This is a genomic window from Microbacterium sp. CGR1 (assembly GCF_001266755.1).
Taxonomy (GTDB): Bacteria; Actinomycetota; Actinomycetes; order Actinomycetales; family Microbacteriaceae; genus Microbacterium.
This window is the reverse complement of record NZ_CP012299.1, coordinates 1,311,898-1,337,672: the sequence shown is the minus strand read 5'-3', so window position 1 is coordinate 1,337,672 and position 25,775 is coordinate 1,311,898. Positions and strand designations below refer to the sequence as shown.

Annotated in this window: 29 protein-coding genes and 1 tRNA gene; 19 read left to right on the top strand and 11 right to left on the bottom strand. The window is 68.1% G+C overall.

The annotated features are described in order from the left end of the window. Nucleotides 1-2 precede the first annotated feature (2 nt). The 15 genes from AKG07_RS17820 (at nt 3) to AKG07_RS06360 (ending at nt 14,541) form a co-directional block, all read left to right on the top strand. On the top strand, nt 3-179 hold the full coding sequence (locus tag AKG07_RS17820; RefSeq protein WP_171821925.1) for a hypothetical protein: 177 nt from the start codon (nt 3-5) through the stop codon (nt 177-179). Beyond that, complete coding sequence (locus AKG07_RS06425) at nt 176-973, top strand: TlyA family RNA methyltransferase (RefSeq protein ID WP_053096856.1); 798 nt, start codon at nt 176-178, stop codon at nt 971-973. Before AKG07_RS17820 ends, AKG07_RS06425 begins: the two co-directional genes overlap by 4 nt. Continuing rightward, nucleotides 970-1,884: an NAD kinase gene (locus AKG07_RS06420; RefSeq protein WP_053096854.1), complete on the top strand. Its 915-nt coding sequence runs from the start codon at nt 970-972 to the stop codon at nt 1,882-1,884. Before AKG07_RS06425 ends, AKG07_RS06420 begins: the two co-directional genes overlap by 4 nt. Next, nucleotides 1,881-3,572, top strand: a complete 1,692-nt coding sequence (gene recN / locus AKG07_RS06415) for a DNA repair protein RecN (protein ID WP_053099171.1) — start codon at nt 1,881-1,883, stop codon at nt 3,570-3,572. The genes AKG07_RS06420 and recN overlap by 4 nt, the downstream gene beginning before the upstream one ends. Nucleotides 3,573-3,589: 17 nt before the next feature. Then, nucleotides 3,590-5,308: a CTP synthase gene (locus AKG07_RS06410; protein ID WP_053096852.1), complete on the top strand. Its 1,719-nt coding sequence runs from the start codon at nt 3,590-3,592 to the stop codon at nt 5,306-5,308. Nucleotides 5,309-5,322: 14 nt separating this feature from the next. Further along, nucleotides 5,323-5,901 (top strand): NUDIX domain-containing protein, encoded by a 579-nt coding sequence (locus AKG07_RS06405; protein ID WP_053099170.1) that lies wholly within the window; start codon nt 5,323-5,325, stop codon nt 5,899-5,901. Between the two features lie 2 nt (nt 5,902-5,903). Next, on the top strand, nt 5,904-6,806 hold the full coding sequence (xerD, locus tag AKG07_RS06400; RefSeq protein ID WP_053096850.1) for a site-specific tyrosine recombinase XerD: 903 nt from the start codon (nt 5,904-5,906) through the stop codon (nt 6,804-6,806). 156 nt (nt 6,807-6,962) lie between these two features. Next, nucleotides 6,963-7,796, top strand: a complete 834-nt coding sequence (locus tag AKG07_RS06395) for a ParA family protein (RefSeq protein WP_053099169.1) — start codon at nt 6,963-6,965, stop codon at nt 7,794-7,796. An 88-nt stretch (nt 7,797-7,884) separates the two neighbouring features. After that, nucleotides 7,885-8,703 carry a segregation and condensation protein A gene (locus AKG07_RS06390; protein WP_053099168.1) on the top strand — a complete coding sequence of 273 codons (819 nt, stop codon included), beginning with the start codon at nt 7,885-7,887 and terminating at the stop codon, nt 8,701-8,703. Beyond that, on the top strand, nt 8,693-9,307 hold the full coding sequence (gene scpB, locus AKG07_RS06385; protein WP_053096848.1) for an SMC-Scp complex subunit ScpB: 615 nt from the start codon (nt 8,693-8,695) through the stop codon (nt 9,305-9,307). The genes AKG07_RS06390 and scpB overlap by 11 nt, the downstream gene beginning before the upstream one ends. 76 nt (nt 9,308-9,383) lie before the next feature. Further along, nucleotides 9,384-10,172 carry a pseudouridine synthase gene (locus AKG07_RS06380; protein ID WP_053096846.1) on the top strand — a complete coding sequence of 263 codons (789 nt, stop codon included), beginning with the start codon at nt 9,384-9,386 and terminating at the stop codon, nt 10,170-10,172. Beyond that, on the top strand, nt 10,169-11,314 hold the full coding sequence (locus tag AKG07_RS06375) for a prephenate dehydrogenase (RefSeq protein ID WP_082297845.1): 1,146 nt from the start codon (nt 10,169-10,171) through the stop codon (nt 11,312-11,314). Before AKG07_RS06380 ends, AKG07_RS06375 begins: the two co-directional genes overlap by 4 nt. Next, nucleotides 11,307-11,981 (top strand): (d)CMP kinase, encoded by a 675-nt coding sequence (gene cmk / locus AKG07_RS06370; RefSeq protein ID WP_053096844.1) that lies wholly within the window; start codon nt 11,307-11,309, stop codon nt 11,979-11,981. The genes AKG07_RS06375 and cmk overlap by 8 nt, the downstream gene beginning before the upstream one ends. Continuing rightward, entirely contained in the window at nt 11,974-13,494 is a 1,521-nt protein-coding gene (gene der / locus AKG07_RS06365; RefSeq protein ID WP_053096842.1) for a ribosome biogenesis GTPase Der, read from the top strand. Before cmk ends, der begins: the two co-directional genes overlap by 8 nt. 108 nt (nt 13,495-13,602) lie before the next feature. Beyond that, nucleotides 13,603-14,541 carry an NUDIX domain-containing protein gene (locus AKG07_RS06360; protein ID WP_053096840.1) on the top strand — a complete coding sequence of 313 codons (939 nt, stop codon included), beginning with the start codon at nt 13,603-13,605 and terminating at the stop codon, nt 14,539-14,541. Nucleotides 14,542-14,740: 199 nt separating this feature from the next. Here AKG07_RS06360 and AKG07_RS06355 read toward each other — a convergent pair whose 3' ends face one another. From AKG07_RS06355 to AKG07_RS06330, 6 genes are all read right to left on the bottom strand, one after another. After that, the gene (locus AKG07_RS06355) at nt 14,741-16,063 is read right to left on the bottom strand and encodes an HNH endonuclease signature motif containing protein (RefSeq protein ID WP_233277339.1); all 1,323 of its coding nucleotides are present in this window, start codon (nt 16,061-16,063) and stop codon (nt 14,741-14,743) included. Between the two features lie 169 nt (nt 16,064-16,232). After that, nucleotides 16,233-16,619, bottom strand: a complete 387-nt coding sequence (locus tag AKG07_RS06350; protein ID WP_053096838.1) for an RNA-binding S4 domain-containing protein — start codon at nt 16,617-16,619, stop codon at nt 16,233-16,235. After that, nucleotides 16,619-17,287: a lysoplasmalogenase family protein gene (locus AKG07_RS06345; protein ID WP_053096836.1), complete on the bottom strand. Its 669-nt coding sequence runs from the start codon at nt 17,285-17,287 to the stop codon at nt 16,619-16,621. The genes AKG07_RS06350 and AKG07_RS06345 overlap by 1 nt, the downstream gene beginning before the upstream one ends. A 40-nt stretch (nt 17,288-17,327) precedes the next feature. Beyond that, the gene (locus AKG07_RS06340; protein WP_053096834.1) at nt 17,328-17,783 is read right to left on the bottom strand and encodes a hypothetical protein; all 456 of its coding nucleotides are present in this window, start codon (nt 17,781-17,783) and stop codon (nt 17,328-17,330) included. Between the two features lie 20 nt (nt 17,784-17,803). Beyond that, nucleotides 17,804-18,001, bottom strand: a complete 198-nt coding sequence (locus AKG07_RS06335; protein ID WP_053096832.1) for a hypothetical protein — start codon at nt 17,999-18,001, stop codon at nt 17,804-17,806. Beyond that, nucleotides 17,998-18,582, bottom strand: a complete 585-nt coding sequence (locus AKG07_RS06330; protein WP_053096830.1) for a GNAT family N-acetyltransferase — start codon at nt 18,580-18,582, stop codon at nt 17,998-18,000. The genes AKG07_RS06335 and AKG07_RS06330 overlap by 4 nt, the downstream gene beginning before the upstream one ends. A gap of 118 nt (nt 18,583-18,700) precedes the next feature. On the opposite strand from AKG07_RS06330, the gene AKG07_RS06325 reads away from it, so the two are divergent. Together AKG07_RS06325 and AKG07_RS17815 are read left to right on the top strand one after the other, a co-directional pair. Further along, a tRNA-Pro gene (locus AKG07_RS06325) sits at nt 18,701-18,777 on the top strand. Between the two features lie 629 nt (nt 18,778-19,406). After that, nucleotides 19,407-19,574 (top strand): hypothetical protein, encoded by a 168-nt coding sequence (locus AKG07_RS17815; protein ID WP_171821924.1) that lies wholly within the window; start codon nt 19,407-19,409, stop codon nt 19,572-19,574. A gap of 80 nt (nt 19,575-19,654) precedes the next feature. Here AKG07_RS17815 and AKG07_RS06320 read toward each other — a convergent pair whose 3' ends face one another. The 4 genes from AKG07_RS06320 to AKG07_RS06305 all read right to left on the bottom strand — a co-directional run bounded on the left by AKG07_RS06320 (nt 19,655) and on the right by AKG07_RS06305 (nt 23,286). Further along, nucleotides 19,655-19,930: a hypothetical protein gene (locus AKG07_RS06320; RefSeq protein WP_053096828.1), complete on the bottom strand. Its 276-nt coding sequence runs from the start codon at nt 19,928-19,930 to the stop codon at nt 19,655-19,657. A 55-nt stretch (nt 19,931-19,985) separates the two neighbouring features. Further along, complete coding sequence (locus AKG07_RS06315) at nt 19,986-20,270, bottom strand: hypothetical protein (RefSeq protein ID WP_233277338.1); 285 nt, start codon at nt 20,268-20,270, stop codon at nt 19,986-19,988. Between the two features lie 191 nt (nt 20,271-20,461). Then, nucleotides 20,462-22,051, bottom strand: a complete 1,590-nt coding sequence (locus AKG07_RS06310; RefSeq protein ID WP_053096825.1) for an amidohydrolase — start codon at nt 22,049-22,051, stop codon at nt 20,462-20,464. Further along, complete coding sequence (locus tag AKG07_RS06305) at nt 22,048-23,286, bottom strand: hypothetical protein (RefSeq protein WP_053096823.1); 1,239 nt, start codon at nt 23,284-23,286, stop codon at nt 22,048-22,050. Before AKG07_RS06305 ends, AKG07_RS06310 begins: the two co-directional genes overlap by 4 nt. A gap of 178 nt (nt 23,287-23,464) precedes the next feature. On the opposite strand from AKG07_RS06305, the gene AKG07_RS06300 reads away from it, so the two are divergent. Then, complete coding sequence (locus AKG07_RS06300; RefSeq protein ID WP_053096821.1) at nt 23,465-24,067, top strand: TetR/AcrR family transcriptional regulator; 603 nt, start codon at nt 23,465-23,467, stop codon at nt 24,065-24,067. Between the two features lie 30 nt (nt 24,068-24,097). Here the strand turns inward: AKG07_RS06300 and AKG07_RS06295 are convergent, their stop codons facing one another. Then, nucleotides 24,098-24,961: a DUF72 domain-containing protein gene (locus tag AKG07_RS06295; protein ID WP_053096820.1), complete on the bottom strand. Its 864-nt coding sequence runs from the start codon at nt 24,959-24,961 to the stop codon at nt 24,098-24,100. A 424-nt stretch (nt 24,962-25,385) separates the two neighbouring features. On the opposite strand from AKG07_RS06295, the gene AKG07_RS06290 reads away from it, so the two are divergent. Then, nucleotides 25,386-25,775: a hypothetical protein gene (locus tag AKG07_RS06290; protein ID WP_053096818.1), complete on the top strand. Its 390-nt coding sequence runs from the start codon at nt 25,386-25,388 to the stop codon at nt 25,773-25,775.

Genomic DNA, 25,775 nt, shown 5'->3' with positions numbered 1-25,775 from the left:
GCGTGAGCGAAGAGACGACGAACGCACCGACCGATGGTCTGTGGAGTCGCCTGCGCCTGATCGAGGGGCAGCCTCTCGCTGCCAGAGCAGACGCGTACTCCGGGCTGCATGACGAGCTGTCCCGCCGCCTCGACAGCGGCGCGAGACTCGATCAGCGCGATGCGCCGGGCGCCCGATGACGCGACTCGACGCTGCCCTCGCCGCGCGAGGACTCGCCCGCTCACGCACCCACGCCGCAACCCTGATCGCCGACGGTCTGGTGAGCGTCGACGGCCGACCGGTCGTGAAGGCGTCGACGCCTGTCAGCGATGAGGCCGAGATCTCCGTCGCGGGTGCCGACCACTATGTCGGTCGCGGCGCGCACAAGCTGGTCGCCGCGCTCGACGGCTTCGGCATCTCTGCCGAAGGGCGCCTGGCGCTCGACATGGGCGCCTCCACCGGTGGCTTCACCCAGGTGCTGCGTGAGCGCGGAGCGCGCCGTGTGCTGGCCGTCGACGTCGGACACGATCAGATGGCCGCTGCCGTGGCATCCGATCCCGGTGTGGTGCGCGTCGAGGGGTACAACGTCCGATACATGACCCCAGAGAACCTGAGGGACGTGACCGGGGAGGACGCAGCCCCCGACCTCATCGTGGGCGACCTCTCGTTCATCTCGCTCGAGCATGTCCTGCCGGCCGTCGCGAGCGTGGCAGCGGCGGGATCCGACATCGTGCTGCTGGTCAAACCCCAGTTCGAGGTCGGTCGAACGGCCGTGCGCGGGGGACTGGTGACAGATCCCGCCACGCGCGCCGACGCCGTCGCGCGGACGGCGTGGAGCGCTTGGGACGCGGGGCTCGGCATGCTCGGCATCCTGTCCTCCCCGATTCTCGGGACCCACGGGAACACGGAATACCTTCTGCACCTCGCACCGGGCCGCGGCAGTGATCCGTCAGAATGGTCGGACCGCATCAACGAACTGACAGGGAGACGATGAACGAGCGCAACATCCTGGTCGTCGCCCATGCCGGCAGGGAAGACACGGTCGAAGCGGCCCTCCGCGTGGTCGATGCGCTGCGTGGCGCGGGGGCGCGCCCCGTGCTCGCCGCCGACGACAGCCTCGACCTGCGTGCCGTCGATGCCCGCTTCGCGGATGTCGACGTGCTCGGCGAGACGGTGCAGCAGGAGCAGCTCGAGCTCGCGATCGTCCTGGGCGGCGACGGCACGATCCTGCGAGCCGCCGAGCTGGTGCGCGGCTGCGCGGCTCCCGTGCTCGGGATCAACATGGGCCACGTCGGATTCCTCGCGGAGATCGATCGTGACGACATGGATGCCGCCATGCGCCGCGTCATCGACCGCGACTACGAGGTCGAAGAGCGTCTCGCGCTGTCGGTCCGGGTCAAGGACGTCGACGGCGAGGTGGTCTACGAGACGTTCGCCCTCAACGAGGCGACGGTCGAGAAGGCGAGTCGGGAGCGCATGATCGAGGTCGTGCTCGAGATCGACGGACGCCCCCTCTCGAGCTTCGGATGCGACGGAATGGTCGTGTCCACTCCGACCGGGTCCACGGCCTACAACTTCTCCGCGGGCGGTCCGGTCATCTGGCCGAGCGTCGAAGCCATCGCGGTGGTGCCGCTCTCGGCGCACGCCCTCTTCGCCAAGCCGCTGGTGGTCAGCCCCGATGCCGCCGTGGCCATCGAGATGCTCGAAGGCACGTCCGGCGCTGGCATCCTCTGGTGCGACGGGCGACGGTCCCACGACCTGCCGCCGGGGGCCCGAGTCGTCGTGCGGCGATCATCGCGCCCCGTGCGCCTCGCGCGTCTGCACCCGACCGCGTTCACCGATCGTCTGGTGCGCAAGTTCCAGTTGCCGGTCGCGGGATGGCGCGGGCAGGGGGCAGCCTCATGATCGAGGAGATGCGGATGCAGGGACTCGGCGTGATCGCCGACGCCGTGCTGCCTCTCGGGCCCGGATTCACCGCGATCACAGGTGAGACCGGTGCCGGCAAGACGATGGTCGTGACCGGCCTCGGCCTGCTGCTCGGTCAGCGCGCCGATTCCGGAGCGGTGCGTGCCGGTGCCACCCAGGCCTCGGTCGCGGGCGTGTGGATCGTCCCCGAGACCGGCGACGTCGCGGACATCGTGGCAGACGCCGGGGGCGAGCTGGAACCCGCCGGTTCCGGTGCCGCAGAGCTGTACGTCTCACGCACGCTGAGCGCCGAGGGACGCAGCCGTGCGAGCGTCGGAGGACGCGCGGCGCCGGCGGGTGTGCTGTCGGCCCTGGCCGAGGAGCTGGTCGTCGTGCACGGTCAGTCCGAGCAGCTCAGGCTGCGCTCTGCCGCTGCGCAGCGCGATGCGCTCGATCGCTTCGGAGGAGCGCCGATCGCCCGGGCGCTCGACGCCTACGCATCGTCGTTCACCCGGTGGCGCGAGCTGGATTCCGAGATCGCGGACATCACCGAGAACCGTGATCGCCGAGCCGACGAGGCCTCCCGGCTTCGGGAGGCACTTGCTCTCATCGAGGCTGCCGCCCCGGAACCGGGCGAGGACGTCGAGCTGTCGGCACGGGCCGAGCGCCTGGCGAACGCCGAGGAGCTGCGCCTCGCGGCCTCGCTCGCCCACGGCGCGCTCTCGAACGAAGAGGGCGAGCCCGACGCATCCGCGTTGATCGCCGAGGCGCGTCGCGCGCTCGAACGGGTCTCCGACGCCGCGCTCACCGAGATATCCGCAGGCCTCGCCGACATCGGCTACCGGATCGCCGACATCGCCGGACAGCTCTCCGCCTACCTCGCCGATCTCGACGAATCGGGACCGCACGAGCTCGCGGCTGTCGAAGAACGGCGCGCGGCACTGAGCACGCTCATCCGTGCGCACGGTTCGCTGGACGAGGCACTCGAGCTGTGGCAGACCGGATCGACCCGGCTCGCCGAACTCGAAGACGACGGCGAGCGGCTCGCACGCCTCGAGGCCGAACGGGACGCCGCTCGTACAGAACTGGATTCCCGGGCCGAGGCACTGACCGCGGAGCGCACCGCAGCCGCAGCACGACTGGGCGTCGCCGTGAGCGATGAGCTGCACGAGCTCGCCATGCCGGACGCGACTCTCGAGGTCGCGGTCACGCCCGGGGCGGAGAGCGCTCACGGCCGCGACGACGTCGCCATCCTGCTCGCGCCCCACCCCGGTGCCGAACCCCGCTCCGTCTCGAAGGGGGCATCCGGCGGTGAGCTGTCGCGCGTGATGCTCGCCATCGAGGTCGTGATCGCCGGCACCGACCCCGTGCCGACCTTCGTCTTCGACGAGGTCGATGCCGGGATCGGCGGTGCGGCGGCGATCGAGGTCGGCCGACGACTCGCCCGACTCGCAGAGAAGTCGCAGGTGATCGCCGTGACCCATCTGGCTCAGGTCGCCGCGTTCGCCAACAACCACCTCTCCGTCGTGAAATCCCACGACGGAGCAGTCACCGCATCGAGTGTCCGCCGTCTCGAAGGCCAGGAGCGCGAGGCCGAGATGGCCCGACTGCTGTCCGGATTGACCGATTCGGATGCCGCGATCACCCACGCCCGAGAACTTCTCAGCCTCGGCGCCCTCACCTCCTGATAGGATCGAAGCCCGTGATGAACTCTTCTTCTGCGGGGCCCAAGAACGACACGACCAAGCACATCTTTGTGACGGGTGGTGTCGTTTCGTCTTTGGGTAAGGGGCTCACTGCCGCAAGCCTCGGCAACCTCCTCACCGCGCGCGGACTCCGCGTCGTGATGCAGAAGCTCGACCCGTATCTCAACGTCGATCCGGGCACGATGAACCCGTTCCAGCACGGTGAGGTCTTCGTCACGGATGACGGTGCCGAGACCGACCTCGACATCGGCCACTACGAGCGCTTCCTCGACATCAACCTGTCGCAGGCGGCGAACGTCACGACCGGTCAGATCTACTCGCAGGTCATCGCCCGCGAGCGTCGCGGCGAGTACCTCGGCGACACCGTGCAGGTCATCCCGCACATCACCGATGAGATCAAGCGCCGCATGCGTCTGCAGGCGACCGAGGATCCTCGCCCCGACGTGATCATCACCGAGGTCGGCGGAACGGTCGGCGACATCGAGTCGCAGCCGTTCCTCGAGGCCGCTCGTCAGCTGCGTCACGAGCTCGGACGCGACAGCGTGTTCTTCGTGCACGTCTCGCTGGTTCCGTTCATGGGCGCATCCGGTGAGCAGAAGACGAAGCCGACTCAGCACTCGGTGGCGGCCCTCCGTCAGGTCGGCATCCAGCCCGATGCCCTCGTGCTCCGCAGCGACCGGCCTGTGAGCGAGAGCAACCGCAACAAGATCGCACTCATGTGCGACGTCGACGCCGAGGGCGTCATCAACACGGTCGACCTGCCGAGCATCTACGACATCCCCTCGACGCTCAACGACCAGGGGCTCGATTCGTACATCGTGCGCCGTCTCGGACTCGACCAGAAGGCTGCCGACGAGGTGGACTGGTCGCGCTGGAGCAAGGTCCTCCACGCCGTGCACAACCCGAAGCATGAGGTCACCATCGGCCTGGTCGGCAAGTACATCGACCTGCCGGACGCCTACCTCTCGGTGACCGAAGCGCTGAAGGCCGGCGGTTTCGCACAGGAGACCAAGGTCAACATCCGCTGGATCCCGTCGGACCGTTGCGAGACCCCCGAGGGCGCGCGCGAGCAGCTCGCCGCGCTCGACGGCATCTGCGTTCCCGGTGGCTTCGGCATCCGTGGGATCGAGGGCAAGCTCGGTGCGCTGAAGTTCGCGCGCGAGCAGGGAATTCCGACCCTCGGCCTCTGCCTCGGCCTCCAGTGCATGGTCATCGAATACGCCCGTGATGTCGCCGGCATCGAGGGCGCGTCGTCGAGCGAGTTCGACCCCGAGACGACCGAGCCGGTCATCGCCACGATGGCGGAGCAGATCGAGATCCTCGACGGTGGAGACCTGGGCGGCACGATGCGGCTCGGCCTCTACAAGGCTGCGCTGGCGGAGGGCTCCCTGGCGAGCGAGCTGTACGGCGGCCCCGAGGCGTCGGAGCGTCACCGCCACCGCTACGAGGTCAACAACGCCTACCGTGCGCGTCTCTCCGAGGCCGGTCTGGTCTTCTCGGGTCTCAACCCCGAGCTCGACCTGGTCGAGTACGTCGAGCTCCCGCGGGACGTCCACCCGTACTACATCGCCACCCAGGCGCACCCGGAGCTCCGCTCGCGCCCGACCGACCCGCACCCGCTGTTCCGTGGCCTGGTCGGGGCTGCGATCGAGCGTCACCGCTCGAGCGAGCTCTTCGACGTCGAGGCCGATGCCGAGTTCGGCGAAGCAGTCGCCTGAGCGTGGCGAAGCCCATGTCTGAGTTCGATGAGCTGAGAGACGAGCCCTTCCAGCCGGAGGTTCTGCAGAGTGACCTCGTCTACGAGGGTGCCGTCTGGAATGTGCGCGACGACCGTGTGCGTTACGGCGACGGGGAGATCCGCCGTCAGTATGTCGCGCACACCGGCGCCGTAGCGATCCTCGCGCTCGATGACCAGGGTCGCGTACTGCTGATCCAGCAGTACCGGCACCCGATCCGTCACCGCGACTGGGAGCTGCCGGCAGGTCTGCTCGACATGCCGGGGGAGGAGCCCCTCGCGGCAGCTCAGCGCGAGCTGGCGGAGGAGGCCGATCTCGTCGCCGCGCACTGGGAGCCGCTCGTATCGTCGTGGACGACCCCGGGTGGCAACGACGAGGTCATCCACGTCTTCCTCGCGAGTGGTGTGTCGACGGCGAACGAAGCGCACGCGCGCGTGGACGAAGAGGCTGACATCCGCGTGGAGTGGGTGCCGCTCGATGCCGCGGTCGCCGCGGTGCTCGATGGGCGGATGCGCAACGGCATCCTCAGCATCGGCGTCCTCGCGGCCGCGCAGAGGCTGCGCGACCGGAGCTGAGCATGCAGCTCGACCGAGCGTTGGACACGTATCTGCGCCACGTCACGATCGAGCGCGGCCTCAGCGAGCACACCATCTCGGCGTATCGACGCGACCTCGACACGTATCTGGAGTGGCTCGTGTCCGAGGGGGTGACGGACACCGCTGAGATCAGCCCGGCGGTCGTCGGACGCTTCATCGCCGATCGCTCCGGGGCCGATCCGGCTCCCGCGGCGACGAGCCTCGCCCGCCTGCAGTCGTCGGTGCGCGGATGGCACCGGTTCCTGGCGCGTGAAGGGATCGAACCGGATGACCCGAGCGGCCGTCTCCGTCCGCCCAAGGCCCCGCGGCGTCTGCCGAAGGCGCTGACGATCGACCAGGTCGAGAGCCTCCTCGGTGCCCCCAGCGCGGAGGATCCGCTGGGCATCCGTGACCGGGCCCTGCTCGAGCTGCTCTACGCGACCGGCGCTCGTGTGTCGGAGGCCGTCGGGCTCGACGTCGACGACCTCGCTCATGGCGATGTCCTGCGCCTCCGCGGCAAGGGGTCGAAGGAACGTATCGTGCCGATCGGCTCGTTCGCCCGCGCAGCGGTGGACGCGTACCTCACCCGGGTCCGTCCCGGGCTCGCAGTGAAGGGTCGGGCGTCGGCGCGGTTGTTCCTCGGCGCGCGCGGTGCGCCCCTGTCACGCCAGAGCGCCTGGCTGGTCATCCGCGCGGCCGCGGAGAACGCGCACATCACCGCCGAGGTCTCACCGCACACGCTGCGGCACTCGTTCGCCACGCACTTGCTGCAGGGCGGCGCAGACGTGCGCGTCGTGCAGGAGCTGCTCGGACACGCCTCGGTCGCGACGACCCAGATCTACACGCACGTGTCTGTCGACACGCTGCGCGACATCTACGCGACGTCGCACCCTCGCGCCCGGTGAGCCGAGCTGCGGCCAAAACGCGGGATCGCCGCGGCCGAGGCGTGGAACCCTCCGGGCGATCGGTAGACTCGATCAAGCACGAAACGAGCAGGAGAATCGGTGGCTGAGAACGCGGCGAAGTCCAGGGCGAAGACGTCGAAGACCGACGACACCCCCATGGGACCCACCGGGCGTCCCTATCACGGCTTCGCGACCCCTGCTCCTCTCGCCTCGCATGGTCCCGCCCGCATCATCGCCCTCTGCAATCAGAAGGGCGGCGTCGGCAAGACGACGACCTCGATCAACCTCGCCGCGGCCCTCGCCGAATATGGCCGGAAGGTCCTCGCGGTCGACTTCGACCCGCAGGGCGCACTGTCGGCTGGTCTCGGGATTCAGACGCACGATGTGCCGACGATCTACGATCTGCTGCTCGACACCAAGCGCGACGCACATGATGCGATCGTGCACTCGGGTGTCGAAGGCCTCGACGTCATGCCGGCGAACATCGACCTGTCGGCCGCTGAGGTGCACCTCGTGAACGAGGTCGCCCGCGAGACGATCCTCGCCCGTGTCCTCCGCCAGGTCGCGGGGGAGTACGACGTCATCCTCATCGACTGCCAGCCCTCGCTCGGTCTGCTGACGGTCAACGCGCTGACCGCCGCTCACGGCGTCATCATCCCGCTCGAGTGCGAGTTCTTCGCGCTTCGCGGTGTGGCGCTGCTGATCGAGACGATCGACAAGGTGCGCGACCGGCTGAACCCGTCGATCACCATGGACGGCCTCCTCGCCACCATGTACGACCCGCGCACCCTGCACTCGCGTGAGGTTCTCGAGCGTGTGGTCGAGGCGTTCGGGGACGACGTCCTGGAGACCGTGATCGGTCGAACCGTCAAGTTCCCCGATGCATCGGTGTCCGGTGTGCCGATCACCGAGTTCGCTCCGGAGCACGCTGCCGCGCAGGCGTACCTGCGACTGGCGCGGGAGCTGGTCGCCCGTGGCGCTGTCGCCTGAGCTCGAGCCGCCAGACACCCCGGCTCAGTCCGTCTCGCCTCAGTCCGTCTCGCCTCAGTCCGTCTCGCCCGTTCAGTCCGTCGCGGACATCGGCTCAGACATCGCTGACACCGCACTGCTGGCGGATCCCGGGTTCCGCGTCTCCCTGTCGAACTTCGACGGCCCGTTCGACCTTCTGCTGAACCTCATCTCGAAGCACGAGATGGACATCACCGAGGTGTCGCTGAGCGCCGTCACCAACGAGTTCATCGCTTACCTCAAGGAGCTCGACGACGACGAGGAGCTCGATCAGGCGTCCGAGTTCCTGGTGGTCGCAGCGACGCTGCTCGACATGAAGGTGGCGGGACTGCTGCCTCAGGGCGAGCTGGTGGATGCCGAAGCCGTCGCTCTTCTCGAAGCACGTGACCTCCTCTTCGCGCGACTCCTGCAGTACCGCGCCTTCAAAGAGGTCTCGGCGTGGTTCGCCCGATGCCTGCAGCGCGAGGACCGTCGGCACGTGCGTGCTGTCCGGCTGGACGAGAAGCACAGGCGAAAGACCCCCGAGCTCGTGTGGTCGCTCAGCGCGGATGACTTCGCCGCGCTCGCGCTTCTCGCGTTCGCGCCGAAGGAGATCCCGCATGTCGGCCTCGATCACCTGCACGCTCCGCTCGTCAGCATCCGCGAACAGGCCGCGATCGTGGTCACTCTGCTGCGCGCGGCGGAGTCCGTGAGCTTCCGCGAGCTGGTCGCGGGTGTGAGCGAGCCCGGGATCGTGGTCGCGCGGTTCATCTCTGTGCTGGAGCTCTACCGGCACGCCGCACTCTCCTTCGAACAACTGGAACCGCTCGGCGAGCTCACGCTGCGCTGGGCTGCCGACTCCTGGTCGGACGAGACACTGGCATCCCTGGGAGCCGACTATGACCGATGACACCGTTGACGCAGTGACAGGAGCCGTGACCGAGCCGGCCGTGCGTGACACGCCCCTCTCCGAGCGCATAGAGGCGATCCTGCTGATCATCGACGAGCCGATCGGACTCGTCGCTCTCGCCGCTGCCGTCGGATCACCGGTCGCTGCCGTCCGACAGACGATCGAGACGCTGGTCGACGATTACGACGGCAAGGGTCACGGACCGCGACGGGGTTTCGAGCTGCGTGAGGTCGGCGGGGGCTGGCGCCTGTACGTCCGGGAGGATCACGACGACGTCGTCGCGGAGTTCGTCGGGGGACAAGCGCCGGCACGACTCTCGCAGGCGGCGCTCGAGACGCTCGCGGTGATCGCCTACAAGCAACCCGTCACGCGCAGCCAGGTGGCGTCGATCCGGGCGGTGAACGTCGACTCCGTCGTGCGGACACTCCTCGCACGAGGTCTCATCACCGAGCTGTTCGCGGACTCCGAGACCGGCGCCATCAACTACGGCACGACCGACGCTCTGCTGCAGCACCTGGGCATCAACTCGCTCGACGAGCTGCCCCCCATCTCTCCTCTGCTCGACGACGGCGCGGACGGCTTCGACGAAGGGACCATCCGATGATCTCGGTCGTCCTGACGGCATCGACCGGCCGCGACGGCACGACGCGCAGAATCAGTTTCAACGAAGGGACCATCCGATGAGCGGCTTCGAGACACCAGAGGGCATCCGCCTTCAGAAGGTGCTGTCGGCGGCAGGCGTGGCCTCGCGACGCGTGATCGAGCAGTACATCGTCGAAGGGCGCATCCGTGTCAACGGCGTGACCGTCACCGAGCTCGGCCGTCGCGTCGACCCGGAGACCGATCTCATCGATGTGGACGGCACCGCTGTTCAGCTCGACGTGTCGAAGCGCTATGTGATGCTGAACAAGCCCACCGGGGTCGTCAGCAGCATGCGAGACGAGAACGATCGCCCCGATCTGCGCCGGTTCACCGAGGACTACGAGGAGCGGCTGTACAACGTCGGGCGGCTCGACGCGGAGACCAGCGGGCTGCTCGTGCTGACCAACGACGGAGACCTCGCTCACGTGCTCGCTCACCCGTCGTTCGGGGTGACCAAGGTCTACATCGCCAAGGTCGAAGGCGAAGTGACCGCGCAGACGATCTCGAAGCTCACCCGGGGCATCGAGCTCGACGACGGTCCGATCGCGGCAGACAAGGCGAGGCTGCTCGACACCTCTCGCGGGTCGAGTCTCGTCGAGCTGACGCTGCACTCCGGGCGCAATCGCATCGTCCGACGGATGCTGGCAGCGGTCGGCCACCCGGTGACCGAACTCGTGCGCCGCCAGTTCGGCCCGCTGCACCTGGGAACCCTCCCGGTTGGGAAGACGCGCGAACTGACTAAAATCGAACTCGGCGCACTCTTGACTCTGTCGCGCCGTGATTCCGGTGTCGCCGAGGCGCCAGGCAAGCAACAGGAGAACGAGTGACCGATACGACGAGTGCGCCCACGGGGGCTCGGAGTTCTGTCGCGCCACGAATCGCGGCCAGACTCTCGGGAACCGTTCGCGTCGTCGGCGCCGGGCTGCTCGGCGCGAGCATCGGACATGCCCTTCGTGCGAAGGGTGTCGACGTGGTGCTCGCCGACACCTCGCCCGCCCAGCTGCGTCTCGCGATCGACTACGGGGCGGGCCGCTCGGCCGCCGAGGACGATTCGCCGGTGCTGATCGTGGTCGCCGTGCCGCCGGATGTCACCGCGGATGTCATCGAGTCGGAGCTGAGTCGTTTCCCTCACGCTGTCGTCACCGACGTGGCGAGCGTCAAGCTCGAGCCCCTGCACAGCCTGCAGCACCGTGGCGTCGACCTCACCCGCTACATCGGCTCGCACCCCCTCGCCGGACGCGAGCGCGGCGGAGCGATCTCTGCGCGCGCCGACCTCTTCGTGGGCCGCCCCTGGGTGGTGTGCCGGGATGCCGACACGACCGCCACCGATCTCGCGCTCGTCGAAGCGCTCGCCCTCGATGTCGGAGCGATGCCGCTCGAGATGACTCCCGAGGAGCACGACCGCTCGGTCGCTCTCACCTCCCACGTTCCTCAGGTCGTCGCGAGCCTGCTCGCCGGCCGTCTCGCCACCGCCGACGAGGGTGCGCTGCGCCTCTCCGGCCAGGGCGTCCGCGACACGACGCGTATCGCGGCATCCGCACCCGAACTCTGGGTGCAGATCCTCGGAGCGAACGCCGGGCCCGTGGTCGAGATCCTCGACGCTCTGGCATCCGATCTCCGCGAGGTGTCGGACGCTCTTCGCGCGCCCGAGGCCCCCGGGGCTCGGCGTGTGGTCGCCGAGACGATCCGGCAGGGCAACGACGGCGTCGAACGTCTTCCCGGAAAGCATGGGCAGAACCAGCGATTCGAGTCCCTGGTCGTGATGGTCGACGACACCGCCGGCCAGCTCGGTCGACTGTTCGGCGAACTCGGAGAGCTCGGCGTCAACGTCGAGGACCTCCGTCTCGAGCACTCGCCGGGCGCGCAGTTCGGCCTGGCCGAGATCAGCGTCGACCCTGCTGCGCTGCACGGGGCGATCACCGGACTTCAGGAACGCGGCTGGCGGATTGCAGGTACCACCAATGACTGATTTCATCGCGATCGACGGGCCCGCCGGCTCCGGCAAGTCCAGCGTGTCCAAGGCGGTCGCTCGGGCTCTGGGCTTCGGCTACCTCGACACCGGCTCCGCGTACCGCGCTCTCGCCTGGCATGTGCTGGATCGAGGCGCCGACACGGCGGATGCCGCGGCGGTGCTCGACGCCGTCTCCGACTTCCCTGTGCGCGTCGGCCTCGACCCCGACGATCGCACCGTGCTCGTCGGAGAGGTCGACGTCACGGACGCGATCCGCGAACCATCGGTCTCGAGCGCGGTGAGCGGCGTCGCCCGTGTGCCCGAGGTGCGGAACCGGGTCAATCGTCTCTTCCGCACCCTCGTCGCCGAGGCGCCGTACCCGGCGGTCGTCGTCGAAGGGCGGGACATCACCACCGTGGTGGCTCCCGACGCCCCGGTGCGCATCCTCCTCACGGCTGCGCCCGAGGTGCGCGCCGCACGACGTGCCGGCGAGCTCGCCGGCGAGAACGCCGAGGCCGTCGCGGCCGCACTGCACAAGCGCGACGCATCAGACAGCGCCGTCGTCGACTTCCTGAACGCCGCAGACGGCGTCGAGGTCGTCGATTCGACGGAGCTCGATTTCACACAGACCATCGACGCCGTCCTCGCGGTGATCGAACGAATCCGAGGAGTACACCATGGCTGACGACGAATACGAAGGCGGCCCCGACCAGCTCGCCGAGAAGATGGAGTCGCTCGACGAGCAGCTCGCGGAGGCGCGCGCCGAGACCCTGCGCGCCGGCCTCGCCGACTACGACCTGGACGATGAAGATGCCGCCCTTCTCGCCGGCATCACGATGGGTGAGGACGGGATCCAGTTCTTCCCGGCCCTGCCGGTCGTCGCGATCGTCGGTCGACCGAACGTCGGCAAGTCGGCTCTCGTCAACCGCATCCTCGGCCGTCGTGAGGCAGTCGTCGAGGACACCCCCGGCGTGACCCGCGACCGCGTGACGTACAAGGCCGAGTGGGCCGACCGTCGCTTCTCGCTCGTCGACACGGGCGGCTGGGAGCCCGACGCCCGCGGCATCGACCGCTCGGTCGCCGCGCAGGCGGAGGTCGCGATCGACCTCGCCGACATCGTGCTGTTCGTCGTCGACGCCATGGTCGGCGCCACGTCGACCGATGAGCACGTCGTGAAGCTGCTGCGCAAGAGCGGCAAGCCGGTCTTCCTCGTCGCCAACAAGATCGACGACGCTCGTCAGGAGCCTGAGGCTGCGGCTCTCTGGAACCTCGGCCTCGGCGAGCCCTACCCGGTGTCGGCGATCCACGGTCGTGGCGTCGCCGATCTGCTCGACCAGCTGCTGAAGAAGCTGCCGGATGTCTCCGCGGTCGCGAAGGCCGAGATCGGCGGGCCGCGGCGCGTCGCGATCCTCGGTCGCCCGAACGTCGGCAAGTCCTCGCTGCTCAACAAGGCGGCCGGCGAAGAGCGCGTGGTCGTGAACGACCTCGCGGGAACCACCCGTGACCCGGTCGATGAGATCGTCGAGCTCGGTGGCAAGCTCTGGCGCCTCGTCGACACCGCCGGCATCCGCCGCCGGGTGCACATGGCGCAGGGTGCTGACTTCTACGCGTCGCTGCGCACGTCCGCTGCTCTCGAGAAGGCGGAGGTCGCGGTCGTCGTCCTCGATGTGTCCGAGACGATCAGCGAGCAGGACGTCCGCATCATCGATCTCGTGCTCGAGTCGGGCCGCTCTCTCGTGCTGGCATTCAACAAGTGGGATCGTCTGAACGATGACGACCTCGAGAACGCCGATCGACGTCGGTACCTCGAGCGTGAGATCGAGCAGGACCTGGCGCACGTCGCCTGGGCGCCCCGAGTGAACATCTCGGCCAAGACCGGTCGTCACCTCGACAAGCTGGTGCCGGCGCTCGAGACGGCGTTGGAGAACTGGGACCGTCGCATCCCGACGGGCAAGTTCAACGCCTTCCTCGCAGAGCTCGTCGCCGAGCACCCGCACCCGCTGCGTGGCGGAAAGCAGCCGCGCATCCTGTTCGGCACGCAGGCATCGACGCGTCCGCCGACGTTCGTGCTGTTCACGACGGGATTCCTCGACCCGGGCTACCGCCGCTTCATTCAGCGTCGTCTGCGCGAGCTCTACGAATTCGACGGAACTCCGATCGTCATCAACATGAGGGTCCGCGAGAAGCGCCAGCGCTGATCGCACCCGATTCGACAGCTGTGCCCGCGCGATTCCGCGCGGGCACAGCTGTTCCCGCGTATGACCCCGGCGGATGCCGACAGCCGGATGCTGTGACAGGCTGAAGGGGTGACTGTCGTACCTCCCGCCGCAGGTGAACCCCGCCGCCCAGATGGGCCGCGAAACCCGGGCGACGCCTGGGTGATCGCCCCCTCGGGGGAGAAGTACTGGGGGCGCTTCGGCGCGGCTGGACTGCTCGCCGTCGATCCGGAACGCGGGATCCTTCTTCAGCACCGGGTGTCCTGGTCGCACTTCGGTGGGACGTGGGGGTTGCCTGGCGGCGCCATGCACCAGGGCGAGAGCGCGATCGTGGGCGCAGTGCGCGAGGCGCAGGAAGAGGCCGGGGTTCCGGATGCGGCCGTGCGACCCCGGTTCACCAGCGTGCTCGATCTGGACGTGTGGTCGTACACGACCGTCATCGCCGATGTGGTGCGTCCGTTCGACCCCGTGATCAGTGACCCCGAGAGCGTGGCTCTCGAGTGGGTGCCCGTCGATGAGGTGGACGCACGGCCGTTGCACCCCGGTTTCGGTAGCGCCTGGCCCGCTCTGCGCACCCTGCTCGATGTGCGCCTGTCGCTCGTCGTCGACGCCGCCAACGTGGTCGGCTCTGTGCCGAACGGATGGTGGAGAGATCGTGCCGGTGCGACGGCTCGTCTTGCCTCGCGCCTCGACGGACTCGCTGTGCCCGCGGCCGACCTCGGGGTCGGGGGAGCGACCTGGTTCCCGGAGATCGCTCTCGTCGTCGAGGGACAGGCGCGCGGGATCGTGACTCCGTCGTCGGACGCCGATGCGGAGGTGCCCGAGCTGCTTCCCGCAGGTGGCGTCTCGATCGTCCGCGCCGACGGGGGCGGAGACGATGCGATTGTGGCTGAGGTGGAGCGTCGGACGCATGCTGGGCAGCATGTCGTGGTCGTCTCGAGCGACCGCGAACTGCAGAACCGCGTCGACGCAGCGGGCGCGGCGCAAGTGCGCTCGGCGGGCTGGCTGTTGAGCGTGCTCCCGCAATAGTCGGGGCCGCTTTCGTCTCAGTGCGTGCTCCGCTTTCGTCTCAGCGCGCGCTCCGCTTCGTCTTGGCTGTGCTGCCTCGCCCGACGGCGGCTGCGCTCAGCGTGAGGGGTGTTGCGCTCAGCGTGACGCGTGCTGCGCTCAGCGTGAGGATGCTGCGCTCAGCGTGAGGATGCTGCGCTCAGCGTGACGTGTGATGCGCTCAGACGAACATCACTCTTCGTCGCGGTGGGTCGACATACTCGCGGCCGAGCGGACTCGTCCACGTGAGCGACCCGTCAGAAGTCTGGCGCGCCGTCCACCGATGCCGCTCATGGATGTCCGGATGCTTGAGCGAGTGGTGCGTCGTGCAGAAGTGGCTGAGATTGTCGACGCGCGTGCGTCCACCACGGGCGTGGTCGTGGTTGTGGTCGATCTCGCAACGATGCACCGGCATCCTGCATCCGGGAAACCTGCAGTGCTGATCGCGCGCTCTGAGGAACCGCCGCATCTGCTCTGTCGGGGAGTAGGAGTCGGTCTCCGTGACCAGTCCCTGCGCGTCGAGGAACAGACGTGCCCACCCAGTGCGATGTCCTGCGAGTCCCCGCGCGACGTCGGGATCGAGCGGCCCGTGTCCGTCGAGTTCAGCGGGACGATCGTCCTCCCCGGCGAGAGTGCTTGCAGCGACGGTGACCTGGATGCGGGCGGAGATGTTCTCCAGCCCTGTGTCTGTCGCGTCGCTCGGATCGGCAGTGAGGAGCAGGTCAGCCAGCACATCGGCGCGCATCTGGTCGAATGTGCGAGCGTCGCCGGAGAGGTGCTCGATGTCGGGGCTCGAGGGGTCGGCCATCGGGTCGATCAGTCCGGCAAGCGGGTCGGTGACGAACGTGCCGTCGGCGGCGATCACCGCTGTGTCGAAGTAGGACTCGTATCGGGGATCATCGGGCGAGAGGTCGTCGAGGTAGAGCGAGCCCTTCGGTTCGTCCAGCGGCTCGAGGATGGGCGCCCGCTCGTTGCGGGTGCGAGTGATGTGCCGGGCCATCTGTGTGAGTCGATCGGAGATCGCCACTGCGACCCACTCGGGCAGGATCGCCGTGAGGGCCGCAAGCCCGTCGCCGACGGACTTGACGGTGACACACCGTTCCGCGGCCGCTCGGCGATGCTGCTCGACGACGGTCTCGCCGACGAGAGCTGCCGCCACCTGACGTGCATGGGTCTTCGTTCTCGGTGCCGTGTCGTTCTCAGCGACCACCAGAACGGCAGCCTCGTAGACGCTCATCGTCTCGGCGTCCACCCGCCCATCGCGGATGGCGTCGTCGACGATCTCGCTCGCTCGCACGATCTCACGGACATGATGCACGCCGATCGACCCGACAGAGAAGGCGGTCTGCACGGCCGGGAGCGTGCGCGTCAGAGTGCGTGCATCGGTGAAGGCGTACTCGACCGAACCTTTCGGGATGTGACCGGCCGCGGAGTACTCTGCGACCATCGAGCGGTAGATCGCATCGCGATGGTGCGGGCTCTCCGAGACGTCGCTGTCGTGCATGCCGATCCGCTCGACCAGCAGCGCGTAGGACTCCCCTCGAGCGCAGCGATCTGGCGGCGCGTGGCGACCCATTCGTCGAGCAGGCGGCAGCGCTTCTCGAGATCGAGGTCGAAGTCGGTACGCCGGGTCATAGGTCCACATTAGAACCTATGTTCGACCGCATCCAGGCTCAACCCTGGAATATGCCGTCATCCTCGTATCCTCGCCCGCGCAGCTTGTCGATGTCGCGACGCTCGCGTTTCGTGGGTCGCCCAGCCCCCCGATCACGCAGTCCGAGAGCCGCCTGCGGTTCGCGCTCCGGTGTGCGATCCTCATACGCCAGCGCAGCGAGAGGGGCGCCGACGCGCTTGACGAGCAGCTGACGCACGATGAGAATCCGATCGAATCCGGCGATCCGGATGCGCAGTTCGTCGCCGACGCGGATGTGCTGAGCAGCCTTCACTTTGTCGCCGTTCACGCGCACATGCCCCGCACGGCATGCAGTGGTGGCGGCCGAGCGCGTCTTGTAGACGCGGATCGCCCAGAGCCAGCTGTCGACCCGTGCTGCATCCGCCATCAGATGTCTCGCTTTCTCAGTGCGATCAGGGTGCCGGCGATGATCAGACCCTGCCCGAGCGTGTAGGTGGCCATGATGGCGGGGCTGCTCCAGTCCGGCAGGGAACCGGGCAGGAAGAGCCGAAGAGCCAAGAGAGTGTCACTGGCGAGAAAGAAGGCGCCGCCGATCGACACGAGCGCAGAGCATCGAGCGGCGGTGGCCGCTGTGCTCGCGAGGACGAGACCGTAGACAGCCACCGCGATCAGCAGCCCACCGGCGTGCGGACCGATGAACACCAGCATCACCACCCACCACGCGGCGTAGACGAGCGCCCACCACGGCATCCGCCGCGCGGCGAGATGGCGCATGAAGAGCGCGATGTATGCCAGATGCGCGATGCCGAAGAACAGGAGCATCAGAGGCACTTCTGGCGCCGCCGGGAAGAACACCCCTGCGCTGTCGCCGAGCCACGAGAACAGGAGTGCCGCGATGGTCAACGCCAGCGCCGAGCGCTCCGCGGCGCGACCCACCGACACGCACACGGGCACGGCGAGCAAGGGCATGAGCAGGAGCTTCGTCGGGCCGGCTGCGGGGCTGCCGACGCTCAGCAGCGCCACGTGCGTCGCCGATGCCGCCGCATAGGGCAGAAAGGCCCAGAGAAGCGGGTCGGATGGACGGCGTCGCTGCATCTCACCATCGTAGGGCGGGATCGAACGCGGTCAGCCTCGCTCAGGATTCGACCGTGACCTGGGTGATCTGACCGTCGGCACCGAGGTGCACGGCGGGCCAGTAGCCCTCGGGGAAGTGCTGGCCGCAGGTGTCGATGAAATGGAGCACGACCGTGCCATCGGACGAAGCTTCGAGCGTCTCGAGGGTGAGGTCGGTCGCCGCGTCGTCGAGCTCGTGCTGCTCCGGGGCCGCATTGCTGAAGGCGGCGACGACCGCATCCGTCGCCAGTCGTCGCAGGACGCCGAGGGCGGCTATGGTCTGATGCACATGGGGGAGCAGTGCGGCAGCCTCATCGGCATCGGTGCCCTCGATCATGAGATCGAGAGGGGCGCCGGCGACGACCGTGCCGCCTGCATACCAGTCATGGGTCAGTACCGTTCCGTCGGACAGCTCGGTCGTGGCGCGCGTGAGGGTGCCCAGTTCGGGATCTTCGATGGTCGGGTTCTCGTCGCTCATGTCACCACGCTAGCGCTCGCTCACGGCCCGAGAGTCGAGCCGCGGGACTCGAGGTGCTCGCGCAGGATGCGAATGGCCTTGGGCCCGACTCCGTGGATGGCGAGCAGCGCCGTCTCGGACGCGCCGTCGAACTGGTCGAGACGGGTGAACCCGTGGAGCGCGAGCCCTCGTCGTGCGACCTTGCCCATGGACGCCGGTAGGTCCGTCTCTTCGTTCATGACGACAGATCCAGTGCGACCAGGGTTCGGCCGGGCTTCATCTCCGCGCGTTCTTCGAATCCCGCCGCCAGGAACGTGGCGAGCGTGCCGTGGAACAGATCGTTGGTGCGCTTCTTCTCGCCACGGGTGTCGACGGGGTACCCCTCGACCAGTCCGGCGCCGGAGCGTCGAGCGAGATCGACGGCGGCGCGCAGCAGCTCGAGGGTGATGCCCAAGCCGCGGTGTTCGCGACGGACCACGAAACATGTCACGGCCCATACGGACTCGTCATCGAAGGGTTCGGTTGATGCCGCCGCGATCATGCGCGTGCGCGGCACCCGCTGCTGCAGGGTTCGCGGACCGATCCTGATCCACCCCGCGGCCTCGCCGTCGATGTATGCGATCAGACCAGGTGGAGGGCCCGCCTGGATCTCATCGTGCAACATCTCTGTGCGTTGCGGCGTGGTGGTCTCATTCCACTCCTTGTTGCTCAGCATCGGCCAGATGCACTGGCAGCTGGCACCGTCGCCGCCGCCCGTCAGTGCATGCTGAACGTCATCCCATCGGGCGCTGGTCGCCACCTCGGTCGTGATCGTCACCATGGATGCGACCGTACGCCGGGGCTCCGACACCTCGCAACGCCCGGCGCTCACCCGGTTCGCGGAGTTCCGTCGAGTGGGGCTAAGATAGGGGAGTTGCCTGCGCGAGAGTGTAGAACAACGGGCTGTGGCGCAGCTTGGTAGCGCACTTGACTGGGGGTCAAGGGGTCGCAGGTTCAAATCCTGTCAGCCCGACCACAAAGCCCCGGAGAGCCGCAGAAATACGCGGAACTCCGGGGCTTTTTCATGCCCGGAATCCGCGGCGTCAAGACTCCACGCACGAGGAGGCGGCCACAGGCATTGGGGCGGGCAGTGCGGTGCCCCGACCGGTTCTGGGGTACCTATCGGGACACCTAGCCGGCTTCGCTGGGGAACTCCACCGGCTCGGGGCCGCGTCTGTGTGGCCACGGCCAACGTAACCCCAATGCAGCGCTGTATCTAGGGGTTGCGGATGCGCCTCAGTCCGATCGTGTGAACGGCGATCGGCGGATCTCCGTTCATGCTCAGCGGCATCGAGATCCCGAGGCCCAGCCGCGTTTCGTGCAGAAGAGCGTACGCCCGCGCGCCGTCGTCCACCACGCCATGTGACGTGGCTCCTATCGGGCGTATCCTTCGCTCGAGAGCCTGCCCCCGACCACGGTCTGGGGACCCCGGCGGGGCCGCTCCGGTCGAGGGACTCTTCCTTCACATGATCACTCGTGATCCGGAGAGAGAGTCCCTCCGCTGTGCGATCCGTCGTCCTTCCGTCCGATTCCTCCTCACGTCAACCCCCTCCTCGTGTGCGTGGTCGACCGCATACCGTCGCCTCAACCGACAGAGGAGATGCAATGAGCGATCTGCAGAACACGCACGGAACTCCCGGTGGCGACGAAGAGGCGGACACCGCCTCGGGCGGTGCGCCCGACGAGTCGTCGTCGAAGAGCACCGACGAGATCATCGAGGACGAGACCACCGACGAAGACGGTGCGCCCCTCGAGAACCCGTCCGGCGGCTGACCCCGACGACGTCCACACGGAGAAGACCCCCACCGGCGCTGAGTCCTGTGGGGGTCTTCGTCGTCGGCGGGTCGCTGCACCTAGGCCGTGCGCACCGTCAGCATGCGCCACCCCTCGGGCACCTTCGCCTCGAGCGACGCCATGTCGTCGGCCTCGATCTCGCGCACGCCGTCGACACGGGTGAACGTGCCCGTCGCCTCCATCTTCGCTTCGCCCTTCAGCATCCGCACGGGCGCCGACGTCAGATAGAAGCCCGGCTTGCGGTGCTGTTCGAGCTCGACGAGCACCTCGGCCAGCGTCGTGCCGATGACGTCTGCAGTGCTGGTCTCGATGGGACGAATCAGAGCGATGAGCATCAGGCCAGCCTATGGCGCGGCCCTTGGGATTCGACGTACCGCTCCGCGCAGCGCATCAACTGACCGTCGTCGCGAGCGGAGGAAGGTGCGGGATCATGACCGGCGGCGTCGATCGGCTCGGCGGGTTGTGGAACCGCTGCAGGTCGCTGAGCACCTCTTCCGCCGACATGTACGAGCTCGCCAGGGGAAGGTTGCGCAGCCAGAGCACATCGACCTCGACGGCGTCGACCTGATAGATGCAGGCGACAGTCTGGCGCGCATCGTGCGCCTCGTATCTGTGGTCGACGATCAGCCACTCGGTCTCCGTGACCCTTCGGAGCTCGAACCTCGGATCGGGCATCGCGGACATCTCAACACTCCAATCAGTCGTTGTCACCATCGGCTGACAGAGGGAGCGCTCCGCGCCCGGGCGGGAAGACACCACCGCCGGGTCGACGGGCGCCCTCTGCCCGCCAGAGTTCACCAGAATTATAAGAACTAACCGGTATATCGCTCAAGTGAGCCGCGAGGGGATGCGGCGGACAGCGCCCCTCAGCCTTCGTACGCGGTCTGCCCGGCGATCACGGTCCGCAGGACTCGCGCTGTGAGCAGCGACGCGTTGCCCTCCGAGAACGGATCGACGTCGAGCACAGCGAAGTCTGCGACCTGGCCCACCGCGATCCGGCCCCGCCAGTCTCCATCGCCGATCGAGAGCGCCGCGTCACGAGTCGCATGCACGACCGCGCGTTCGAGGGGAAGAGCGAACTGCGGATGCACCGCCGGCACATCCGGGTCGAGAGCGGACGCCCGCGTTGTGGCGACGTACATGTTCGCGAGCGCCGCGTGCGGTGCGGTGGGGGCGTCGGTCGAGAAGGCGAGCAGTGCACCGGCATCCTCATACTCGGGCCACGCGAAGGCGCGATCCGCACGATCGTCGCCCAGCTGTGCTGCCCAGTTGGCGAAGATGGCGGGGTCGGCGTGAACCGGCTGCATGGAGGCCGTCACGCCGAGCCGTGCCATGCGCTCGGCCGTGCCGGGTGCCGCGTACTCGAGATGCTCGATCCGGTGGCGACGGGGGCGATCGCCATTGACGGTGATGGCGTGCTCGATGGCATCCAGCGCGAGAGTGCTCGCCTCGTCGCCGATGGCATGCAGCGCGACCTGCAGTCCGGCGGCATCCGCGGCCGCCACCACGGGGAGCAGCCGATCAGCGGGCCAGATCGGCGCGGCGTGGGAGCCATCCGCATATGGTGCGCGCATCGCCGCCGTGCACGCGTCGATCGTGCCGTCGAGCACGAGCTTGATCCCGATCACGCGAACGGTGCCGGAGTCGGCGACGGCACGCTCGGCCGCCTCGGCGACCTGAGCCAGGTTCTGGGCATCGTCACCCGTGTTGGCGACGAACCAGTGGGCGGCGATCCGCAACGGCAGCGCGCCACGTCGTTCCGCGCGCTCGAGCGCTTCGAGCGCGAGCGCGTCGAACGCCATGTCGACGGCGCCGGTCACACCGGCCGCGAGGTACGCCTCGACGACGCGCTGCACCGCCGCATCCCGCTGCTCGTCGGTGGTGGTGGCATCGCGGTGCGCCCACGCGAACTGCTGCGCGGCCGTCTCGTAGAGCATCCCGGTCGGCTCGCCGTCGGCATCCCTCTCGATCCGACCGCCGATCGGGTCAGGGGTGTCGCGGGTGATGCCGAGCTCGCCGAGCGCCGCGGAGTTCACCCAGCACGAGTGGTAGTCGTTCGCATCGAGGTAGACGGGGACGTCAGCGACGACGGCGTCGATCATCGCCGCCGTCGGCGCGCCGCCGGGGATCGCATCGAAGAGCCATCCGCGTCCTCGGACGACGCCGGGAGAGGTTTCGCGTGCCGCTGTCACTCTGCGCTGGATCTCGTCGAGCGACCCGGCATCGGTGAGACCGATCTGACCGAGCGCCTCGCCCATCATGAGCAGGTGCGTGTGAGCGTCGATGAAGCCGGGAAGGACGACTCGTCCCTCGAGATCGACCACCGAGTCCGAGGGCGGGGCGTCGGATTCGGTCCCCACGAAGACGAACTCCGCGCCGTCGACGACGACCGCGTCGGCCCAGGCGGTGTCGTCGGCCGTGAAGAACCGGGCGTTGCGATACAGGGTGCGGGTCATCGGAGCGTCTCCTCATGGGCGGCGGCACGCTCGAGGCGCGTCGAGAGCAGGGCGATCGCGCTCGCGGGCACGGCGAGAACGAAGCTGGCGATACCCAGTGCGACGGCGAATCCCTCGAAGCCGAGCACGCCGACCAATGCCGCGCCGATCACCGGTGTGAGTGCCGAGCCGACGAGGTAGACGGCCAGGAGGGGGCCCGACCAGCGGCCGTCGGCATCGAGGGCGGCTGAGGTCGAGACGAAGTACATGAAGGCGATCGCGTAGACGGTGTTCCACGCGATGAACACGATGATGAACGCGGTCGGATCTGAGGTGAACCCCTCGACGATCTTCAGGACGCCTCCGGCCACCAGCAGCACGGCGAGCGGCAGTGCTCTTCCGAGCCGAGATCCGACGACCATGAGCAGCACCGATCCGATCAAGCCGCCCGCCGTCGCGCCGCTGAGCGCGAGGCCCAGGCCTTCGGGGGTCAGCCCGGTCTGCTCGGCACCCATGATGCCTGCCATGGCCCAGAGCGAGTCCTCGCTCGCCGCCCACAGCGCGAACACGACGAGAAGGCCGAATCCGGCGATTGTGACGGTCCGCGAGCGCGCGGGTGACAGCCGCACCGTGCCGGTCGGCGGCACGTCGATCGGCATCGCCTCGGCGACGGCGGCGCCGGCCTGCGGGTCGAGCACGGGCGCCGCGGGCAACCAGGCCGAGACGAGCAGGCCCACGATGCTGAAGAGTGCCAGCGCCCCGAAGACATCGATCGGGGCGAGCCCGATGAGGGGGATCACGGCCAGCACGATCGTGATCACGCCGCGATTCGCGAGACCGTTGAATCCGGCGACCCTGTCGGGGTTGCGGAACGCGGCGAGAGCGGCGCCCGAGGCGGCGACGGCGCCACCGGCTCCCGCGCCGCCGACGAGCAGCCCCGGAAGGATGAGAGCGGGGACCGCAGCGGCGGTGGCGAAGCCGACCGCGGCGATGGCGAGTCCGGTTCTGGCTACGACCCGCCGGTGACTCCCGGCGCAGAGCGGGGCGATGGCCAGCCCGGTGACAGCCGTGAGCAGAAGAGTCGCGGTGACGAGCCAGCTGGCCGCGAGCACGTCCATGCTGAGACCCGTCTGAGCGGCGGTGATCATGTAGGGCGACAGGTTCACGCCCAGGTAGCCGGCGATTCCGATCGCGAACGTGGCGGTGGCGGTGGGCAACCGGAGCGGAACCCGGGTGCTGAGGTCGATGGCGGTCATGGTTCTCCCACTGAGAGGGCACGGCGGTGTGCGCGAGGTGATGACGACGCGCATCGGGTGGGGCGCGGATCTCATAAACGAATGGTGTTCGTCAACGAATGGTGTTCACTATTATGCACAGGAGGGATGTCGGAGGGAAGAGATTTCTTCGTCGCCCGTCACAGAGAGCGAGAATGCGATGCCCAGGCCGTCGAGCCCCCTGCTGTCGCCCGACATCATCGGCGCGGCAGGCCTCGAGCTGTCGAGGGCCGGAGAGCCGTTCGGGGTGAACGCGATCGCGCGCAGGCTCGGTGTCCGGCCCTCTTCGCTGTACAACCATGTCGACGGCATGGACGGCATCATCGAGCTGATGCGCGGCCGTCTGGTCGAGGACTACCGGGTGAGGCCCGAGGAGAAGCAGTGGGACAACTTCCTGGTCGATCTGCTCAGACAGCAGCGCCAGATGTATGCCGATCACCCGCAGCTCGTACCGCTGCTGATCGGCAAGACGATCACTCATCCGGCGGTCATCGCCGCCTACGACGACCTGGCGACCGCTCTCGTCGACGGCGGTTTCCCCGAGGACGAGGTGCTCACGGTGATCGCGATCATCGACGCATTCGCGATCGGCTTCGGCCTCGATCTGGCATCGCCGGACGAGGTCTGGGAGCCCGGGGAGGGGACGCGGACGCTCGGGCGCGTGATGGAGGGCGCGGAGCGCGGGACAGCCCGCGCGGATCGGACCTTCGAACTCGGCGTCGGGTTGCTGGTCGATTCGCTCCGTGCTCGGCTCAGCCGATGACCCGGGAACCGGTGGAGCGGCGGTGACTGGTCAGGATCCGGTGCGTGCGGTGACGAGCGCCTGGAGCGCTGCCGCATCGTGCGGTGCGTGCCCGCGCGCGTCGTTGTCGAAGTAGACGTACACGTCGCGCGGTCGGCCGTCGCCGGCGCCCGTGCCGTCCGACCAGGCGCAGAGCAGGTCGGCCCATTCATCGAGCTCGGCGGCGGTGTAGGCGCTGTGATAGAGCATCTGTGCGCCATGAAGCCGGACATAGACGACCTCGCTCGTCAGGGCGTCGAAACGTGGCCATCTGCCGGCGGTGTCGGCGATGACGAGCGAAGCGCCGTGGTGACTGAGGATGCGCAGTGCCTCAGGATCGTCGAATGTCTGCGACCTCGGCTCGATCGCGTAACGGATCGGCTGGTCGCTCTCGAGCTCCGTCCAGGCTCGTCCGTCGAGACGCGAGTCGTGCGTCATCGCCAGCTTCTGAGCATCGCCCGTCGTGCGGGGGAGTGAATCGAGGAATCGTTCCAGGACCTCGGCATCGAACTTCTCACGCTCCGGCAGCTGCCAGAGGATCGGTCCGAGTTGGGTTCCGAGGGCGAGGATGCCGGAGGCGAAGAAGTTGGCGAGTGCCTGTTCCGTGTCGCGGAGCCGCAGCATGTGCGTCACATAGCGGGATCCCTTGATGGCGAAGCTGAAGTCGTCAGGCACCTCGCTGCGCCAGCGACGGTAGCTATCCGGGCGTTGCAGCGAGTAGAACGATCCGTTGAGCTCGACGGTAGGGAAGTGCTGTCCGATGTGCTCGAGCTCCCGGCGTTGAGGCAGACCCCGGGGATAGAAGTCACCGCGCCAGCTGGCGTACCGCCAGCCCGACACGCCTATCCTCACCTGCGCAGCGCGTGCGGCGGTCATCGACTGATCCTCCTCCGCTGCCGCCGTGATTCGGGCGGCGTGAGGCGACGATAGGTGCGATGCCGCAGATGGGGAGCGGGGTTGACGCCCGTGGGCCACGTTGGTAGCGGCGTGCTCTCTCGCTCGGCTGTACGTGAAGACGAGGATCGCGCGTGGTGCGAGGACTGGTTGCCCTCTCGAGTCGTCCAACCCCATTTGGATCACTCGAGAGGGCTCACCGTCCTTCCCGGACGGTAGGGGAGGCGGCGAAGATTTTCGCTGCTCTCTCGACTGATATCCCCAGATGTTCAGCCGGTAGCCCCCGCTACTCCTTGCAGAATATCGCTTAATAGCTCTGTCCGCCATTTGGGGGACAAAGAAATCTACGAATGTTTCTTCCAAGACTGGGGCTTGCCGCGAGAACGTGCACTCATAGAGTGGGTTCATGGACAGAAAGCTCGTGCTGAACGCGCACCTCGCCATCGCCCACGGGCACCGCGTCGAGGTGACGGAGCGCATCGACGAGCTGACCGGAGAGTCGCTGATCCTGTCGGTCAGAGACCTCGACACGGGCATCCGGTATCGCCGCGTCGAAGAGCCGCGGGGTGAGTTCCTCCGGTGGCTCGGCCGTGTCGTCGACTGCACCGTGACCATCGGCGGCCACTCCTCGCAGACGACTCTCACCGTCGACGCCGACAGAGACGGATCAGGGGCGACGAGCGCCAGGGCTGCTCTGAACGGGGCGGATGCGGCGGTCGACGCCGCGAAGGCTGAAGCCGATCGCTGGGGCGGCGGAGACCGCGTCCCCGAGCCCGAGCCCGAACGCTTCTGGTGA

Bases quoted from the DNA above. Each gene is read 5' to 3' on its own strand.
- AKG07_RS06425 (WP_053096856.1), top strand. From the start codon at position 176: ATGACGCGACTCGACGCTGCCCTCGCCGCGCGAGGACTCGCCCGCTCA.
- AKG07_RS06420 (WP_053096854.1), top strand. From the start codon at position 970: ATGAACGAGCGCAACATCCTGGTCGTCGCCCATGCCGGCAGGGAAGAC.
- recN (WP_053099171.1), top strand. From the start codon at position 1,881: ATGATCGAGGAGATGCGGATGCAGGGACTCGGCGTGATCGCCGACGCC.
- AKG07_RS06410 (WP_053096852.1), top strand. From the start codon at position 3,590: ATGAACTCTTCTTCTGCGGGGCCCAAGAACGACACGACCAAGCACATC.
- AKG07_RS06405 (WP_053099170.1), top strand. From the start codon at position 5,323: ATGTCTGAGTTCGATGAGCTGAGAGACGAGCCCTTCCAGCCGGAGGTT.
- xerD (WP_053096850.1), top strand. From the start codon at position 5,904: ATGCAGCTCGACCGAGCGTTGGACACGTATCTGCGCCACGTCACGATC.
- AKG07_RS06395 (WP_053099169.1), top strand. From the start codon at position 6,963: ATGGGACCCACCGGGCGTCCCTATCACGGCTTCGCGACCCCTGCTCCT.
- scpB (WP_053096848.1), top strand. From the start codon at position 8,693: ATGACCGATGACACCGTTGACGCAGTGACAGGAGCCGTGACCGAGCCG.
- AKG07_RS06380 (WP_053096846.1), top strand. From the start codon at position 9,384: ATGAGCGGCTTCGAGACACCAGAGGGCATCCGCCTTCAGAAGGTGCTG.
- cmk (WP_053096844.1), top strand. From the start codon at position 11,307: ATGACTGATTTCATCGCGATCGACGGGCCCGCCGGCTCCGGCAAGTCC.
- der (WP_053096842.1), top strand. From the start codon at position 11,974: ATGGCTGACGACGAATACGAAGGCGGCCCCGACCAGCTCGCCGAGAAG.
- AKG07_RS06355 (WP_233277339.1), bottom strand. From the start codon at position 16,063: ATGCACGACAGCGACGTCTCGGAGAGCCCGCACCATCGCGATGCGATC.
- AKG07_RS06350 (WP_053096838.1), bottom strand. From the start codon at position 16,619: ATGGCGGATGCAGCACGGGTCGACAGCTGGCTCTGGGCGATCCGCGTC.
- AKG07_RS06345 (WP_053096836.1), bottom strand. From the start codon at position 17,287: ATGCAGCGACGCCGTCCATCCGACCCGCTTCTCTGGGCCTTTCTGCCC.
- AKG07_RS06340 (WP_053096834.1), bottom strand. From the start codon at position 17,783: ATGAGCGACGAGAACCCGACCATCGAAGATCCCGAACTGGGCACCCTC.
- AKG07_RS06335 (WP_053096832.1), bottom strand. From the start codon at position 18,001: ATGAACGAAGAGACGGACCTACCGGCGTCCATGGGCAAGGTCGCACGA.
- AKG07_RS06330 (WP_053096830.1), bottom strand. From the start codon at position 18,582: ATGGTGACGATCACGACCGAGGTGGCGACCAGCGCCCGATGGGATGAC.
- AKG07_RS17815 (WP_171821924.1), top strand. From the start codon at position 19,407: ATGAGCGATCTGCAGAACACGCACGGAACTCCCGGTGGCGACGAAGAG.
- AKG07_RS06320 (WP_053096828.1), bottom strand. From the start codon at position 19,930: ATGCTCATCGCTCTGATTCGTCCCATCGAGACCAGCACTGCAGACGTC.
- AKG07_RS06315 (WP_233277338.1), bottom strand. From the start codon at position 20,270: ATGCCCGATCCGAGGTTCGAGCTCCGAAGGGTCACGGAGACCGAGTGG.
- AKG07_RS06310 (WP_053096825.1), bottom strand. From the start codon at position 22,051: ATGACCCGCACCCTGTATCGCAACGCCCGGTTCTTCACGGCCGACGAC.
- AKG07_RS06305 (WP_053096823.1), bottom strand. From the start codon at position 23,286: ATGACCGCCATCGACCTCAGCACCCGGGTTCCGCTCCGGTTGCCCACC.
- AKG07_RS06300 (WP_053096821.1), top strand. From the start codon at position 23,465: ATGCCCAGGCCGTCGAGCCCCCTGCTGTCGCCCGACATCATCGGCGCG.
- AKG07_RS06295 (WP_053096820.1), bottom strand. From the start codon at position 24,961: ATGACCGCCGCACGCGCTGCGCAGGTGAGGATAGGCGTGTCGGGCTGG.
- AKG07_RS06290 (WP_053096818.1), top strand. From the start codon at position 25,386: ATGGACAGAAAGCTCGTGCTGAACGCGCACCTCGCCATCGCCCACGGG.